This window comes from Actinomadura formosensis NBRC 14204 (assembly GCF_001552155.1).
Lineage (GTDB): Bacteria > Actinomycetota > Actinomycetes > Streptosporangiales > Streptosporangiaceae > Spirillospora > Spirillospora formosensis.
On sequence record NZ_BCQQ01000073.1, the window covers coordinates 19,772 to 35,591 of the forward strand.

General features: G+C 73.5%; 15 protein-coding genes. 9 read left to right on the forward strand and 6 right to left on the reverse strand.

Features of this window, described 5'->3' with window-relative positions; translation table 11 throughout:
* Nucleotides 1-27: 27 nt before the first annotated feature.
* Together AF1_RS19550 and AF1_RS19555 are read left to right on the forward strand one after the other, a co-directional pair.
* Nucleotides 28-312 carry a hypothetical protein gene (locus AF1_RS19550; RefSeq protein WP_067800995.1) on the forward strand — a complete coding sequence of 95 codons (285 nt, stop codon included), beginning with the start codon at nt 28-30 and terminating at the stop codon, nt 310-312.
* A 38-nt stretch (nt 313-350) separates the two neighbouring features.
* Complete coding sequence (locus AF1_RS19555) at nt 351-1,352, forward strand: LLM class flavin-dependent oxidoreductase (protein ID WP_067800998.1); 1,002 nt, start codon at nt 351-353, stop codon at nt 1,350-1,352.
* Nucleotides 1,353-1,374: 22 nt separating this feature from the next.
* Here AF1_RS19555 and gabT read toward each other — a convergent pair whose 3' ends face one another.
* Entirely contained in the window at nt 1,375-2,736 is a 1,362-nt protein-coding gene (gene gabT / locus AF1_RS19560) for a 4-aminobutyrate--2-oxoglutarate transaminase (protein ID WP_067801001.1), read from the reverse strand.
* A gap of 91 nt (nt 2,737-2,827) precedes the next feature.
* On the opposite strand from gabT, the gene AF1_RS19565 reads away from it, so the two are divergent.
* Together AF1_RS19565 and AF1_RS19570 are read left to right on the forward strand one after the other, a co-directional pair.
* Nucleotides 2,828-4,315: a PucR family transcriptional regulator gene (locus tag AF1_RS19565; protein ID WP_084263127.1), complete on the forward strand. Its 1,488-nt coding sequence runs from the start codon at nt 2,828-2,830 to the stop codon at nt 4,313-4,315.
* Between the two features lie 5 nt (nt 4,316-4,320).
* Complete coding sequence (locus AF1_RS19570; RefSeq protein ID WP_067801043.1) at nt 4,321-5,748, forward strand: aldehyde dehydrogenase family protein; 1,428 nt, start codon at nt 4,321-4,323, stop codon at nt 5,746-5,748.
* Between the two features lie 3 nt (nt 5,749-5,751).
* Here AF1_RS19570 and AF1_RS19575 read toward each other — a convergent pair whose 3' ends face one another.
* Nucleotides 5,752-6,792 carry an alpha/beta hydrolase gene (locus tag AF1_RS19575; protein WP_067801004.1) on the reverse strand — a complete coding sequence of 347 codons (1,041 nt, stop codon included), beginning with the start codon at nt 6,790-6,792 and terminating at the stop codon, nt 5,752-5,754.
* Nucleotides 6,793-6,970: 178 nt separating this feature from the next.
* Between AF1_RS19575 and AF1_RS19580 the strand changes: the two genes are divergently transcribed.
* Entirely contained in the window at nt 6,971-7,261 is a 291-nt protein-coding gene (locus AF1_RS19580) for a BrnT family toxin (protein WP_067801007.1), read from the forward strand.
* A gap of 5 nt (nt 7,262-7,266) precedes the next feature.
* Nucleotides 7,267-7,743, forward strand: coding sequence for a plasmid mobilization protein (locus tag AF1_RS19585; protein WP_067801008.1), 477 nt, complete (start codon nt 7,267-7,269; stop codon nt 7,741-7,743).
* A 6-nt stretch (nt 7,744-7,749) separates the two neighbouring features.
* Here AF1_RS19585 and AF1_RS19590 read toward each other — a convergent pair whose 3' ends face one another.
* Together AF1_RS19590 and AF1_RS19595 are read right to left on the reverse strand one after the other, a co-directional pair.
* Entirely contained in the window at nt 7,750-8,364 is a 615-nt protein-coding gene (locus AF1_RS19590) for a class I SAM-dependent methyltransferase (RefSeq protein ID WP_067801011.1), read from the reverse strand.
* A gap of 46 nt (nt 8,365-8,410) precedes the next feature.
* Entirely contained in the window at nt 8,411-9,877 is a 1,467-nt protein-coding gene (locus tag AF1_RS19595) for a carboxyl transferase domain-containing protein (protein ID WP_067801014.1), read from the reverse strand.
* A gap of 101 nt (nt 9,878-9,978) precedes the next feature.
* Between AF1_RS19595 and AF1_RS19600 the strand changes: the two genes are divergently transcribed.
* Nucleotides 9,979-11,412, forward strand: a complete 1,434-nt coding sequence (locus tag AF1_RS19600; RefSeq protein WP_067801017.1) for an amidase — start codon at nt 9,979-9,981, stop codon at nt 11,410-11,412.
* Nucleotides 11,413-11,416: 4 nt separating this feature from the next.
* On the opposite strand, the gene AF1_RS19605 is transcribed toward AF1_RS19600, so the two are convergent.
* The gene (locus tag AF1_RS19605) at nt 11,417-12,760 is read right to left on the reverse strand and encodes a sensor histidine kinase (protein ID WP_131732908.1); all 1,344 of its coding nucleotides are present in this window, start codon (nt 12,758-12,760) and stop codon (nt 11,417-11,419) included.
* A 269-nt stretch (nt 12,761-13,029) separates the two neighbouring features.
* On the opposite strand from AF1_RS19605, the gene AF1_RS19610 reads away from it, so the two are divergent.
* Nucleotides 13,030-14,259 carry a serine/threonine-protein kinase gene (locus AF1_RS19610; RefSeq protein WP_067801022.1) on the forward strand — a complete coding sequence of 410 codons (1,230 nt, stop codon included), beginning with the start codon at nt 13,030-13,032 and terminating at the stop codon, nt 14,257-14,259.
* Between the two features lie 24 nt (nt 14,260-14,283).
* On the opposite strand, the gene AF1_RS19615 is transcribed toward AF1_RS19610, so the two are convergent.
* On the reverse strand, nt 14,284-15,402 hold the full coding sequence (locus AF1_RS19615) for a PP2C family protein-serine/threonine phosphatase (RefSeq protein WP_084263130.1): 1,119 nt from the start codon (nt 15,400-15,402) through the stop codon (nt 14,284-14,286).
* A gap of 170 nt (nt 15,403-15,572) precedes the next feature.
* Between AF1_RS19615 and AF1_RS19620 the strand changes: the two genes are divergently transcribed.
* Complete coding sequence (locus tag AF1_RS19620; protein WP_067801028.1) at nt 15,573-15,785, forward strand: hypothetical protein; 213 nt, start codon at nt 15,573-15,575, stop codon at nt 15,783-15,785.
* Nucleotides 15,786-15,820 lie beyond the last annotated feature (35 nt).

Here is a 15,820-nt window from a genome sequence, read left to right on the forward strand (position 1 = left end):
GTCACATTTCTAGAGATCGGTGCTGAGATGACCGGAACCGTCGCTGCTCCCCCGCTCGCCTTCGGCATCGGCCCGGACGGAACCTACACCCGGTTCGGGCAGGTCGCCGCGTTCGTCCTCGGGCTCCTCACGACGTTCGTGTTCCTGCCTCTGGTCGTGGTCGCCGCGCTGCTGTACACCCGGGCCGAGACCCGGTTCGCCGAGGACCCGGCGCGGGCCCGCGCGCTCGTGAACTGGTCCTGGCTCTGCGTCACGGCCCCCATCGTGATCGCCGCCGTCGTCATCGCCGCCCTCCTCGCGCTGAAGGGCTGACGGGAAGAGGACCCGCACCGGGCGGGTTGGCACACGGTATGAGCGTGCGCTTCTCCGTCCTCGACCTCGCCCCCGTCGTCAGCGGCTCCACATCCGCCCAGGCCCTGCGCAACACCCTCGACCTGGCCCGGCACGCCGAGCGGCTCGGCTACCACCGGTACTGGCTCGCCGAGCACCACGCGATGCCCGGCATCGCGAGTTCGGCGACGGCGGTGCTGATCGGGCAGGTCGCGGCGGTCACCGCCACGATGCGGATCGGGTCCGGCGGGATCATGCTGCCGAACCACGCGCCGATGGTCGTCGCCGAGCAGTTCGGCACGCTGGAGGCGCTGTATCCGGGCCGCATCGACCTCGGCCTCGGCCGCGCGCCCGGCACCGACCAGGCCACCGCGCTCGCGCTGCGCCGCTCCCCGGACGCACTGTCGGTGGACGACTTCCCCGAGCAGGTCATCGAGCTGCGGAGCTACTTCGGCGCGGACGGCAAGGTGACCCCGGCCGCCGGCAACGAGCCGCCGGTGTGGCTGCTCGGGTCCAGCGGCTACAGCGCGCGGCTCGCCGGGCTGCTCGGGCTGCCGTTCGCGTTCGCGCACCACTTCAGCGCCGCGAACACCGTGCCCGCGCTGACGCTGTACCGCGAGTCGTTCCGTCCGGGCGCGCTGGACGAGCCGTACTCGATGATCGGCGTGTCCGTCACCGCCGCGGACACCGACGAGCGGGCGCGCGAGCTGGCCGCGCCCCAGGCGCTGGCGTTCCTGCGGCTGCGGCAGGGCCGTCCCGGGCCCCTGCCGACGCCGGCGGAGACCGCCGCCCACCCGTACACGCCGCTGGAACGGCAGATGATCGACGAGCGGCTGGCGGACCAGGTGGTGGGCGGCCCGCAGACCGTCCGCGCGCAGATGGACACCCTCATCGAGCGGTCGGGCGTCGATGAGGTCATGGTGGTGACGCAGGTGTTCGACCACGCCGACCGGCTGCGGTCCTACGACATCCTCGCCGACCTCTACAAGGACGACTTCGCGGCAGGGCCGACGACGGAGTGACGCGCTTCGCGGCCGGGCCGGGTCAGTCGGCGAACGCCTCCTCCAGGACGTCCAGCCCCTCGGACAGCAACTCCTCCGGGATGACCAGCGGGGGCAGGAAGCGCAGCACGTTCCCGTACGTACCGGTCGTCAGGACGAGCAGGCCCCGCTCGTGGCAGCGGCGCGCCACCCGCGCGGTCAGCTCGGGATCGGGGTCCTTCGTGCCGGGCCGGACCAGCTCGATCGCGATCATCGCGCCGCGCCCCCGGACGTCCCCGATCGAGGGGTGCCGCCCGGCGAGCGCCCGCAGCCGGGGCAGCATGATCTCCCCGATCCGGCGGGCGCACTGGGTGAGCTTGCCGTCCTCGATCTCCTCCAGGACGGCCAGCGCCGCCTCGCAGGCCAGCGGGTTGCCGCCGTAGGTGCCGCCGAGCCCGCCGCCGTGCACCTTGTCCATGATGTCCGCGCGTCCGGTGACGGCCGCGAGCGGCAGCCCGCCCGCGATGCCCTTCGCGGTCGCGACCAGGTCAGGGACGATCCCCTCGTGCTCGCAGGCGAACAGGTCGCCCGTCCGCGCGAAGCCGGTCTGCACCTCGTCGGCGATGAACAGAATGCCGTTGGCGCGGCAGAACTCGGCGAGCGCGGGCAGGAAGCCGGGCGCGGGCTCGATGAAGCCCCCCTCGCCCTGGATCGGCTCGATCAGCACGGCCGCGACGTTCGTCGGGCCGATCTGCTTGGTGATCTGGTCGATGACCTGCGCCGCCGCCTCCGGGCCGCAGTTGTCCGGGCCGGTCGGCCAGCGGAACGGATACGCCAGCGGCGCCCGGTACACCTCGGGCGCGAACGGGCCGAACCCGTGCTTGTAGGGCATGTTCTTGGCGGTCAGCGTCATCGTCAGCAGCGTCCGGCCGTGGTAGCCGTGGTCGAACACCACGACCGCGTCCCGGCCCGTCGCGTAGCGGGCGATCTTGACGGCGTTCTCCACGGCCTCCGCGCCGCTGTTGACCAGGAAGGACCGCTTCTCGTGATCGCCGGGCGTGAGCCGGTTGAGGTGCTCGCACACCGCCACGTACGACTCGTAGGGCGCGACCATGAAGCAGGTGTGGGTGAAGCGGTCGGCCTGCGCCTTCACCCGCGCGGCGACCCGCGGGTTGGCGTTGCCCACGTTCGTGACCGCGATACCGGAGCCGAAGTCGATCAGCGAGTTGCCGTCCGCGTCGACGATCACTCCGCCGCCGGCGTCCGTCACGTATACCGGGAGGACGCTGCCGACGCCCGGCGGTACCGCCGCGACGCGCCGTGCTTGCAGCTCCCGGGAGCGGGGGCCGGGAATCTCGGTGACGACACGGCGTTCCTGCGGCAGACGTCCGCCGCTTGCCCCAAGGGCAGTGTCCTGGCTGGTCATGGCCTGAACATAAGCCGGGTCCCGCCTACGATGAACCGTACGGGGCGGCGAAATCCGCCCAGCGAGGTAGACACTTTGCACAAGGATTGCGATGCCGCCGACGCTGGCCACCGTGGCCGCCCTCCCCCAGCTCGGCCTGCGGTCGCTCACCGGGCCGCTGCCGGACGCGCCGGTCGTGTGGGTCGCCGTCAGCGAGCTGGAAGACCCGACACCGTTCCTCGAAGGCGGCGAGCTGGTGCTGACCACCGGGATGCGGCTGACCCCGGCGAACGCCGCCGCGTATGTGTCCCGGCTGGTCGGACGAGGTGTCGCCGGGCTCGGTTTCGCGGTCGGGGTCATCCATGAGGACGTCCCGGCGGAGCTGCTCGCCGCCGCCCGCGGCCAGGGGCTCGTGCTGCTGGAGGTACCGCGCCCGACCCCGTTCATCGCCATCGGCAAGGCGGTGTCGCGGATGCTCGCCGCCGAGTGGTACGAGGACGTCACCCGCGCGTTCCAGGCCCAGCGGGAGCTGACCCGTGCCGCGCTCGCCGGGCCCGGCGCCCTGGTCACCCGGCTGGCGCGGCTGCTCGGCGGGTGGGCGCTGCTGCTGGACGCCTCCGGGGCCGTCCAGCACGCCGAACCCGCCGGGGCAGGCGGCCGGGCCGATGCCCTGGCGCCCGAGCTGGCCCGGCTGCGGCGCCGGCCGGGGAGGGGCGGCCCGGCGGCGAGCGTGGCGCTGGCCGGCCCGGACGACCACATCGCGGTGCAGCGGATCGGGCTCGGCGGACGGCCGCGCGGGTTCCTCGCGGTGGGAACGGACACGCCGCTCCCCCCGGCCGCGCACACCATCGTGGGCGCGGCGGTCGCGCTGCTGACGCTGCAGTCGGAGACGCCGCGCACCGGCCGTGAACTGCGCGCCTCGCTCGCGGCGCTGCTGCTCGGACGGCCGGGCGAGGCGCCTTCGGCGCCGCGCGGGCCGGTCCGGGTACTGGCCTGCACGGGCGGGACCGCGGTGCTGGACGCACTGGAGTCCGATCCGGCGGGGGCGCGCTGCCTGGCCCTGCCGCTGGGCGGGCACAGCGCCGTGATCGTCCCGGCCGAGCTGAGCGGGACGGTCGCGGCGCTGCTGACCGGCCCGGTCGGCGTCAGCGACCCGGCATCGGGCGACCTGGCGTCGGGCGACCTGGCGGCCGCGCTGCGGCAGGCCGAGGAGGCCCTCGCGGCGGCCGGGCGGGCGAAACGCGACGTCCTCCACTACTCCGAACTCCCGGGACAGGGCGTTCTCGGGCTGCTGGAACCCGGCCTCGCGCACGCCTTCGCCGACACACTTCTCGCACCACTCCGCCAGGAAGGTCTGGTGGAGACCGCCCGGGCCTATGTCGCGGCCAACGGGCAGGGTGAGGCGGCGGCGCGGGCGCTGGGCGTCCACCGGCACACCCTCCGGACCCGGATGCGCAAGGTCGCCGGTCTTCTGGGACGCGACCCGGACGACCCGGCCGTCCGCGCCGAACTGTGGTTCGCGCTCGCCATCACGTCCAAACAGGGCGACGGGATTGGACACCGTGGAGACTCGCAATCGGGGCCGCCGGGGCTAGCGTGAGCGCCATGAACGTGACCCCATTCTGGCTGGCCGGCCGGCCCGAGACCGGTGACGGTGAGCTGACCGTTACGCATCCCTACGACGGCCGTGTGGTCGGGACGGCGGCCGTCCCGACGCCCGCGCAGGTGGAGGAGGCGATCGCCGCCGCGGACGCGATCCGCAAGGAGGCCGCCGCGCTGCCGCTGCACGTGCGGGCCGAGGCGCTCGCGCACGTGTCCGCGCGGATCGCCGAGCGGTCCGCGGAGATCGCCCGGCTGATCACGGCGGAGAACGGCAAGCCGCTGCTGTGGGCGCGCGGCGAGGTCGCCCGCGCGGTCTCCACGTTCCGGTTCGCCGCCGAGGAGGCCCGCCGCTTCAGCGCCACCACGCAGCGGCTCGACACCGACCCGGCCGCCGAGGGCCGGATGGCCTACATCACCCGCGTGCCGAAGGGCCCGGTGCTCGGCATCTCGCCGTTCAACTTCCCGCTGAACCTCGCCGCGCACAAGGTCGCGCCGGCGATCGCGGCGGGCACCCCGATCATCCTCAAGCCCGCACCCGCGACGCCGCTGTCGGCGCTGCTGCTCGGCGAACTGCTCGCCGAGACCGACCTGCCCGCCGGCATGTTCTCGATCCTGCCGGTGCCGAACGAGCGCGCCTCGGCCCTCGTGGACGACCCGCGCCTGCCGATCGTGTCGTTCACCGGCTCGGTTCCGGTCGGCTGGGCGATCAACGACCGGGCGCCGCGCAAGCACGTCACGCTCGAACTCGGCGGGAACGGCGCGGCCGTCGTCCTGCCGGACACCGACCTCGACTGGGCCGCCAAGCGCATCGGGCTGTTCTCCAACTACCAGGCCGGGCAGAGTTGCATCGCCGTCCAGCGCGTCTACATCGACCGGTCGGTGTACGAGGAGTTCGTGCCGAAGCTGGTCGACACCGTCTCCTCGCTCGTCACCGGCGACCCGTGGGACGACAAGACGCAGGTCGGCCCGCTCGTCAGCCAGGAGGCCGCCGAGCGCATCGAGTCCTGGGTGGACGAGGCCGTCGCGGCGGGCGCGAAGGTCCTCACCGGCGGCACCCGGGAGGGCGCCGCGTACGCGCCCACGGTGCTGGCCGACGTCCCGTCCGACGCCAAGATCTCTTGCGAGGAGGTCTTCGGCCCGGTCATGCTCGTCCAGCCCGTGGACGGTGTCGACGAGGCGTTCGCCCTGGTCAACGACTCCAAGTTCGGCCTGCAGGCGGGCGTGTTCACCCGGAACCTCGACATCGCGTTCCGCGCCTACCGCGAACTGGACGTCGGCGGTGTCGTGATCGGCGACGTTCCGTCCTACCGCGCCGACCAGATGCCGTACGGCGGCGTGAAGGACTCGGGCGTCGGCCGCGAGGGCCTGCGGTCGGCGATGGCCGACTACACCGAGGAGAAGGTCATGATCTTCACGGGCCTGCCGCTCTGACCCTCACCTTCCGGGCCCTGCGTACAGCCCGGTGCGCAGGGCCCCGGCCGCCTCGGACAGCGCCTCCCGGAAGCGCCCGCCCAGCGACCACATGTTCGCGAATCCGTGGATGAGGTCCTCCTGCCGCCGCAGCGCGACGCGCACCCCGGCCTCCGCCAGCCGCCTCGCGAACTCCTCCCCCTCGTCCCGCAGCGGATCGAACCCCGCGGTGACCAGGTACGTCGCCGGGAAGCCGCGCAGGTCACCGGCGAGCAGCGGCGACGCCTTCGGCTCCGCGCGGCGATCCAGCGGGCAGTAGTGGTCGCTGAACCAGGTCATGTCCTCGTCGGTGAGGTAGAACCCCGCCGCGAACAGCTCCCGCGACCGCCGCCGGACGGATATGTCGGTCACCGGGTAGAACAGCAGGGCGAAATCCGGTGTGCGCTCGGCGAACCTCCCCACGACCGCCGCGAGGTTGCCGCCCGCGCTGTCGCCGCCGACCGCGATGGCCGACGGATCGGCGCCCAGCTCCCGGGCACGCGCGACCGCGTACCCGTACGCCGTGAGCGCGTCGTCCGCCGCCGCCGGATACGGATGCTCCGGGGCGAGCCGGTAGTCCACCGACAGCACCCGCACCTCGGCATGCACCGCCAGATACCGGCACACCGTGTCGTGCGTGTCGAGGTCGCCGATCACCCATCCGCCACCGTGGTAGAAGACGAGCAGCGGCGACCCGTCCGCGAGCCCCTTCGGCGTGTAGAGCCGCGCCGGCACGCCGTCCGCGTCGACGTTCCGTGTCGCCACCGGCCGCGCGGGCACCTTCGGCAGATACACCTTCGCCCTGGCGAGCCCCCGCCGTGCCTCCTCGGCCGTGCTCCCGCCGAGGCGCTGCCCCTCCAGCCGCGTCATGAGCAGCAGCAGCTGCGCGTCCAGCGCCAGCTCCTGCCCGTCCCGCCGCACCGGCGCACCCGCGATCAGCCGCTTGACCGGCTCCGGCAGCGTGAACAGCCCCCGCAGCACCCGCCCCGCCACCGAAGGCGGCACCCTCTCGACGATCGACGCCACACAACCCTCCAACCCTGCGATTCCGGCCACCGTACTCCCCGGTAGCCGCACAGGAGGCGCATGACCTGCCATCACCGCCGGTCGATCGCGACTCACCCATCACATCCCGAGTGACCACCCGGTCGACTGGGTAATCTGTGTCATACATCGTGCCTACGATGTATGACGTGATGGAGGCATGAAGTTCGAGCTTCCGCTCGACTGGGACGAGTCCAACACCTGGCATTCGGGCGGTCACGGAATCACCCGCACCGAGGTCGAACAGGCGGCACGCAACGACCATGAGATCTTTCGGTTACCCGGCGGCGGCCATGACGAGGACCGCTACCTTCTGCGCGGCACGACGGACGGCGGGCGGCGGATCATCGTGATCTTCGCCTATCCGGTCTTCGTCCGGCATGACTGGGGCGTGCAGGAACTGGACATGGCGCGACCGATCACGGCCTACGACAATCCGCGAAAGGAGTGAGCACCATGGCGGAGAAGAACGAGGTCAAGTCCTTCCGGGGCATGACATCGGCGGAAGAGGCCGAGTACCACCGGGCCAACGCCGACCGGTACGCCGAGTACATGGAGACCGCCGAGCCGGTCCAGCTCGACCGGGTGGTCTCCACCCGATTCGCCTCCGACGAACTGGAGCAGGTGAAGGCGGCGGCGAAGGCCGCGGGGGTCAGCGTGTCAGAGCTGATCCGCAGGGCCACCGTCGCCTACTTGGCTCCCGCCGGACGCGACGCGGCCGACAGAGAGCCCGCGGTGCCGGCCAGCGCCGTCATCGATCTACTCGGCGACTACGGCGTCACCGTCAGCGAAGTGGAGGTGACGTCGAGACGCCGTCGGCGGGGGAAGCTCTCCGAAATCCGGAATTGGGCCCAGCGCAACCATGTCGTCCTCAAAGAGACAGACGGCACGGAGACCGGCGGATTTGAGGGCGGGAAGGCAGCGGACGCCTGAGGGCGGTCAGGGTTTGCGGACGATGAGGTTGCCCGCCGGGAAGCGTTCGATCTCGCTCGGGCGGCGCAGGAAGCGCGCGACCTCGGTGAATCCCGCCTCGCGGGTGAGGGCGGCGATGTCGTCGATGGGCCAGCGATAGGCGAGGGCGACCTTGTGGTCGAACGCCTCCGGCCCGCCTTCGCCGGACGACTGGAAGGCGAGGAACAGGTGGCCGCCGGGGGCCAGGACCCGGTGGAGTTCGGTGAAGACCGCCGGGAGTTCCGGCGGGGCCATGTGAATGATCGAATACCAGGCCAGGACGCCGGCGAGGGCGGCATCGGGAAGGTCCAGGGACCTCATGGAGCCCTCGGCGAAGCGCAGGTGCGGGTGGTCGGCGCGGGCCTGGGCGATCATCCCGGACGACAGGTCGATGCCGGACACGTCCACGCCGAGGGCGTGCAGGAACGCCGTCAGGTGGCCGGGGCCGCAGCCCAGGTCGGCGACCGGGCCGGGACGGACGAGTTCGGCGAACGCGGTGAGCAGGGAACGGTCGAGCGGCAAGTCGTCCAGCACGTTGCGGAAGGTGTCGGCGTAGAGGACGGCGACGGCGTCATAGGCCGTGCGGGTGGCGGTTTCGGTCACGGGAGACGACGGTAGTGCTCCTCCGGCGGCGCCGCGGCCGAACGGGTCACCGGTACCGGGCCTGGCGGGCGGCCGGTCCGCCCGGTGCCAGCCCGGACAGGCCCGCCTCGATCGCGGCGGCGGCGCGGCGGCAGAACTCCTCCGGCTCGTCGGCCGCGTCGGGGCGCTCGTCCACCAGCGCGTCGGCCACGCCGTCGCGCAGGAGGTCGGCCGACCGGACGCCCTGGGAGGCCGCCATCTCGTCCGCCCGGGAGGGGACGCGGTGGACGATCACCGACGCACCCTCGGGCGGCAGCGGTGAGAGCCAGGCGTGCCGGGCCACAAGGACGCGGTCGGCGGGCAGCAGGGCGAGGGCCGCGCCGCCCGTCCCCTCCCCGAGGAGCAGGCACAGCGTCGGCGCGGGCAGCGTGATCAGGTCGGCGAGGCAGCGGGCGATCTCGCCGGCCAGCCCGCCCTCCTCCGCCTCCGCCGACAGGACCGCGCCGGGCGTGTCGACCACGGTGACCAGCGGCAGGCCGAGCTGGGCGGCCAGCCGCATACCGCGCCGCGCGACCCGCAGCCCGGCCGGGCCGAGGGGATGGCCGGTGCGCTGGCTGTGCCGGTCCTGGCCCACGAGGACGCAGGGCGCCGCACCGAACCGGGCGAGCGCGAGCATGAGCCCGGGATCCGCCTCGCCCTGGCCGGTGCCGGAGAGGAGGGTGACGTCCGACGCGCCGTGCCTGAGCAGGTCACGGACGCCCGGACGATCGGCGCGCCGGGACCGTTCGATCGACTCCCATGCCGTCCCGGACGCGGGCGTGCCCGCGGGGAGCCGAGCCGCCGTCGCCGGCGGCGGTTTCCCGCACAGCACGTTCAGTGCCCGCGACGCCACCTCGGCGAGGTCGTCGATGCCCACCACGGCGTCCAGCAGCCCCTTGGCCGCGAGGTTCTCGGCGACCTGCACGCCGGGCGGGAACGGCTCCCCGTACAGCCCCGCGTAGACGCGCGGGCCGAGGAAACCGATCAGCGCGCCCGGCTCGGCGGCCGTGACGTGGCCGAGCGACCCCCACGAGGCGAACACCCCGCCGGTCGTCGGATGCCGCAGGTAGACCAGATAGGGCAGCCCGGCCGCGCGGTGCGCCGTGACCGCCGCGGTGATCCGGGCCATCTGCACGAACGCGGCCGTCCCCTCCTGCATCCGGGTACCGCCCGAGGCCGGCGCCGCCAGCAGCGGCAGGCGTTCGGCGGTGGCGCGTTCCACGGCCGCGACGATCCGGTCGGCGGTGGCGAGCCCGATCGAGCCCGCGAGGAAACCGAACTCCGACACCACGAACGCGACCCGGCGGCCCCGCAGCAGCCCCTCCCCGGTGAGGACGGCCTCGTCGCATCCGCTGCGCTCCCCGGCGGCGGCCAGTTCCCGGCCGTAGGCGGAGTCCGGGGCGGGTCCCCCGCGAGGCGGCGTGTCCCAGGACGCCCGGCCGCCCTCGTCCAGCACGCGGCGCAGCAGTTCCCGCGCCCCGACCCGTTCCGCCACGCCGCCCCTTCCACCGGTCTTCCCAGCATGATGACCTCAAGGCGGGGCCATCCGGCATCCGGGGGTGGCCCCTGGGGGAACCCGGAGAAAGGGGAACGCACGTGTCCGAGGAGATCTGCTTCGCGTCCGCCCGTGACCTGGCGCGCCGGATCCGCGCCCGCGAACTGTCTGCCCGCGAGGTCGTGCAGGCGCATCTCGACCAGATCGAGCGGACTGATCCGCAGGTCAACGCGATCGTCACCCTGGTCGCGGAGCGCGCGCTGGAGCAGGCGCGCGATGCCGACGAGCGGCTGGTGGCCGGGGAGCGGCCCGGCCCGCTGCACGGCCTGCCCGTCGCGCACAAGGACACGCACGCCACCGAGGGCGTCCGCACCACGTCCGGATCGCCGATCTTCGCCGACCACGTCCCGGACCAGGACGAACTGATCATCGAGCGGATGCGGGCCGCGGGCGTCATCACGCTCGGCAAGACTAACGTGCCGGAGTTCGCCGCCGGGTCGCACACGTTCAACCCGGTCTTCGGCCTCACCCGCAACCCCTACGACCTCTCCCGGTCGGCGGGCGGCAGCAGCGGCGGCGCGGCCGCCGCGCTCGCGTGCGGGATGCACCCGCTCGCGGACGGCAGCGACATGGGCGGCTCGCTGCGCAACCCCGCGTCGTTCTGCAACGTCGTCGGGTTCCGCCCATCGCCGGGACGGGTGCCGTCCTGGCCGGTGCCGGCGGGCTGGGCCACGATGGGCGTGCAGGGCCCGATGGCCCGCGAGGTCGCGGACGTGGCGCTGCTGCTGTCGGTCCTCGCCGGCCCCGACCCGCGCAGCCCGATCGCGCTGGAGACGCCCGGCTCGGCGTTCGCCGGGCCGCTCCACCGCGAGCCCGGCGGGCTCCGCCTGGCCTGGTCCCCCGACCTCGGCGGGACGGTCCCGGTCGATCCGGCCGTCACCGGCGTCCTCGAACCCGCCGTGCGGGTCTTCGGGGAACTGGGCTGCGCGGTCGAGGAGGCGTGCCCCGACCTGGCGGGCGCCGACGAGGTGTTCCGGACGCTGCGCGCCTGGCACTGGGACATCGCCCTGCGCCCCCTCCTCGACGAGCGCCGCGGCGATTTCAAGCCGTCCCTCGCCGAGAACATCGACGCGGGCCGCACCCTCACCGGCGCCGACCTCGGCCGCGCCGAAACCCTGCACACCGCGCTCTTCCACCGGGTCCGGGAGTTCTTCGAGCGGTACGACGCGCTGCTCCTGCCGGTCAGCCAGGTCCCGCCGTTCGACGCCGGCATCGAGTATCCCGAGCAGGTCGCGGGGCGGCCGATGCCGGACTATCTGGAGTGGATGCGGTCGTGCTTCCTCATCTCGGCGACCGGGTGCCCGGCGCTGTCGGTGCCCGCCGGATTCACCCGGGACGGGCTGCCGGTCGGCCTGCAGATCGTCGGCCCCCACCACGCGGACCTCGCCGTCCTGCGGATCGGGTACGCCTTCGAGCAGGCGACCCGGCACGCGACCCGGCGCCCGCCGCTCGCCCTGCGGGACTACGGGCCCTGAAGGGCTACGGCTCGGCGAGCGGGATCCGCAGGACGAACCGGGCACCCCGGTCGCTGTCCGCCGCGACGAGCGTCCCGCCGTGCGCGCGGGCGATGTCGCGGGAGATCGTCAGCCCGAGCCCGGTGCCGCCCGCGTCCCGCGCCCGGGCCTCGGGCAGCCGCTGGAACCGCCAGAAGATCCGCTCGCGGTCCTCGGGGGCGATGCCCGCGCCGTCGTCGAGGACCTCCAGCACGGCCTCCCGCCCCTGCGCCGCCACCGTCACCCAGACCCGCGACTTCGCGTGCCGCTCGGCGTTGTCCAGCAGGTTCGTCAGCACCCGCACCAGATGGTGCGGGGCGATCCGCACCATCACGCCCGCGGCCGCGTCGATCTCGATCGGGATACGCCGGACCCGCCGGGACGTCTCCGCGCGCACCAGCTCGCCGAGGTCGACCCGCTCCCGCTCGGCGTACACGCCCGCGCCCAGTTTCGCCAGGATCAGCAGGTCGCTGACGATGCCCTGCAGCCGGTCGGCGTCCGCGAGCGCCGCCTGCGCGACCGCCGGCCAGTCCTCGTCCTCCGGATGCTCCAGCGCGACCTCCAGCTGGGCGCGCAGCCCGGTCAGCGGGCTGCGCAGCTCGTGCGAGACGTCGGCGACGAACGCGCGCTGGCGGTTCAGGACGTCCTCCAGCCGGTTCAGGGTCACGTTCACCGACTCGGCCAGCTCGGAGACCTCGTCGTTCGGGCTCGGAACGGTGACCCGGCGGTCCGCCCCGCCGGTGATCTCCGCCAGCTCGGCGCTCATCACCCGTACCGGCCGCAGCGCCCAGCGCACCGACAGCGACACGGCCACCGCGAGCGCGCCGACCGCGGCCAGCACCGACATCACGAGCAGGCCGACCAGCAGGCCCTTGTACCGGGTGTACCGGGTGACGGGCGCACCGGCGTACACGATCCGCACGCCCGCGCGGGTGTTCAGCTTCTCCGAGATGAGATAGACGTCCCTCTCCCCCTTCACATGGACGACGCGGTACTCCGGCCGGTTCGGCACGTGCGGGAGCGGCGCCTGCAGCGGGCCGTGGCCGTACAGGGACTCGCTCGACGCCAGGACCTCCCGGTCGCCGCTGATGACCTGGAGCAGCGTGAAGTCGGGGTCCTGGGCGTGCAGCGTCCCGCGCGGGTCGGTCTCGCGGACGATGGTGGCCAGGTCGGCGGTGACGAAGGCCCCGCGGTCGTGCAGCTCGCTGTACACCGTCTGCCGGACGGCCGCGTAGAAGAAGACGGCGCCGGCCGTGAGGAGCAGCGCCACGATGAGGGTCGCGGCGACGGTCACGCGGGTCCGCACCGACCAGCACGACGGTGACAGCAAACCCCCGAGTCTCCGCACTGCGGCGGCCCTCCCCCTTTCCGGCTCGCATGCGGGCCGTCCGGCACGCGCGCCGTCCGGCGCCGGGGGGTTGGCGCAGAAAGGGTTGTTACCTGGTCATTGCCCTGCGAAACCTCGCCGCGCCAGGCTGCCGGAGTGTCGCATCGGCCGCCCTGGATCGCGTTTCCGCACTTCCTCGGCGAACCGGCCATAATCCGCCGCCGAACGGGGATGGACGGACGGGAGAGATCCGAGGGAGCCAGGAACACCGCATGGACGGAGACATCAGACCGCTCGAACCCGCCGACCCGCGCCAGGTCGCCGGGCACCGGCTGCTGGGCCGCCTCGGGTCGGGCGGCATGGGGACGGTCTATCTCGGCGCCGACCCGGTGTCCGGCGGGCGCGTCGCGGTGAAGACCATCCATCCGCACCTGGCCGGCGATCCGCTCTACCGGCGGCGGTTCACCGAGGAGGCGCACCTCGCGAGCCGGGTCGCGTCGTTCTGCACCGCCCGGGTCATCGCGCACGGCGAGGAGGACGGCCGGCCCTACCTCGTCACCGACTACGTCGGCGGCATCTCGCTGCACAACCGGCTGGTGGCCGAGGGGCCGCTGCCGCCCGCCGACCTGCACGGCGTCGCCGTCGGGGTCGCGTCCGCGCTCGCCGCGATCCACGCCGCGGGGCTCGTGCACCGCGACATCAAGCCCGCCAACGTGATGCTCACCCTGTCCGGCTGCCGTGTCATCGACTTCGGCATCGCCAGCGGACAGGACTCCCCGGACGCGGCGGGCGCGTCCGGCCAGGTCCTCGGCACGCCCGGCTGGATGGCGCCGGAGGTCCTCCTCGGCGGGCCCGCGACCCCGGCCGCCGACATCTTCGCCTGGGGCTGCCTCGTCGCGCACGCCGGGACGGGCCAGATGCCGATCGGCGGCGACCCGGCGACGCTTCGCATCGGGGACCCCGACCTGTCCGGGCTGCCGGATTCGCTGGTGCCCGCGGTCCGGTCCGCGCTCGCGCCGGACCCCGCCGACCGCCCGACCGCGTCCGAACTGCTGCTCGCGCTCGTCGAGCAGCAGCAGCCGCACGCCGGGGGACGGCCGGCGGTCCCGGCGCGCTCGGCGCGGGCCGAGCCAGCGGGCTGGGAGGAGACCGACACCCAGGCGTTCACGCCGCCCGGCATGGCCGGCACCGCGCCGTCCACGCGCACCCGGCTGCTGGCGGGCCTCGGTGCCGCCCTCGGCACCGTCCTGATCGGGGCCATCATCATGGGGCTCGCGCAGGGCGAGGACGAGACGCGGTCGGCGCCGTCCGTTCCCGCGCCATCGGCGCCCGCGGTCTCGGCCACGCCGACGAAGAAGGCGAGTGCCATCAGACCGGGAACGTCCAAGCGGCAGCCGCCCAAGGCACACAAGTCCCAGCAAAAACCCAAGTACACCCCCAAGTACCAGCAGAAACCTCAGCCGAAGCACGGCAAGAACAAGGGCAAGCACAAGCGCGGCTGAGCCCGCCCTCGCAGACGCGGCCCGTCAGGTGCGCCAGATCAGCACGAGCGCGCAGTCGTCGTCGCGGGCCGCCGCCATCGTCTCGACCAGTTTCCGCGCCCCGGTGCCGAAACCCTGCGGGACGAGCCGCTCGGCCTCCCCGAGCAGCCGGTCGATCCCCGCGTCCAGATCGGAGCCGGGAGACTCCACCAGCCCGTCGGTGTAGAGGAGCAGCGCGTCGCCGGACCGCAGCTTCCCCTGCTCCGGGACGCAGTTCAGGTCGGGTACCACGCCCAGCACCACGCCCTTGGCGGAACCGACCCGCCAGACCCCGCTGCCCGCGTCGAACTGGACGGCGGGCGGATGCCCGGCAGACTCGACCGTGTACTCCCCAGTCTTGAGGTCGACCACGACGTGCACGGCCGTGACGAACCCCTCGTCCCAGCCCTGCCGGTGCAGGTAAGCGTTGCAGGCGGGCAGGAAACGATCAGGCTGGACCGATCCAAGAAGGCCACCGAACGCGCCCGACAGCATCAGCGCGCGGGTTCCGGCGTCGGTGCCCTTGCCGGAGACGTCGACGAGCGCCACCTCCAGCGTGTCACCGTCGCAGGACGACACCACGAAGTCGCCGCCGAACGACGACCCGCCGGCCTGGAGCATCACGACCTGCGATCTCCAGCCCTCCGGCAGCTCGGGCATCTCGCTCTGGCGGCGCAGCCGGTCGCGCAGCTCCAGCAGCATCGAGTCGCCGCGCAGGCCCTGCACGCCGAGCTGCTGGCGCGTCCGGGCCAGGGTGAGCGCGAGCACCGCGGTGATCGTCAGCGTGGCGACCATGCCGGGGCCGATCGTGGGCACGTCCTGGGAGGCGTTGTAGGCGGCCATCGCGACCACGACGCCGAGCAGCAGGACCAGGCTGCGCACCTTCAGCAGCAGCCCGCCGCCCAGCACGATCAGCACCAGCGCGCCGGACGGGGCCAGCCCGCGCGAGTCGCCGGTGGTGGCGAGCCCGATCGCGATCGCGAGGAGCGCCAGCACCGCGAAGACGTGGCGCTCCCGCGTCAGCTTCCCCTGCCGCGCCCATCGGTACAGCGCAACGAGCAGCGGGATCCGGCGCAACACGGCGCGGACCCGCGGCGGAAGGAGCTGCACAAGTCGTTGAAGCATGACCCCGGCACTGTATCGAGCAATCACACCGGACGGTCGGTATCCCGGGCGCCGGAAACTCCTTGCAACGGTCCAGGACCGTTTCATACGGGTACATGTCACCGGGAGGACACCTGGCGCGCCGGTAAGGATGAGCTGCGGGGAGAGCCTCCGGATGAGAGGAGCGGCGGATGGTCCAGTCCGGCATGCGGATCACGGTGGACGCGGCGATGCGCGCGCGGGACGTCTCCCGGCCCCGGCCCGAGGGCGGGGAACCGCCGGCCGCCCGCCCGGCGCAGGGCGGATCCGCCGAACCCGCCCGGCGGACGAAGGCCGCCAAGAACGAGCGGCGCCGCCAGGGCAAGCGCGGCGGCGCCCGCAAACCCCCGGAGAACGGCCTGTGAGCCGGCGAGCCGGGCGTGTCGCGCGTGCCCGCTCT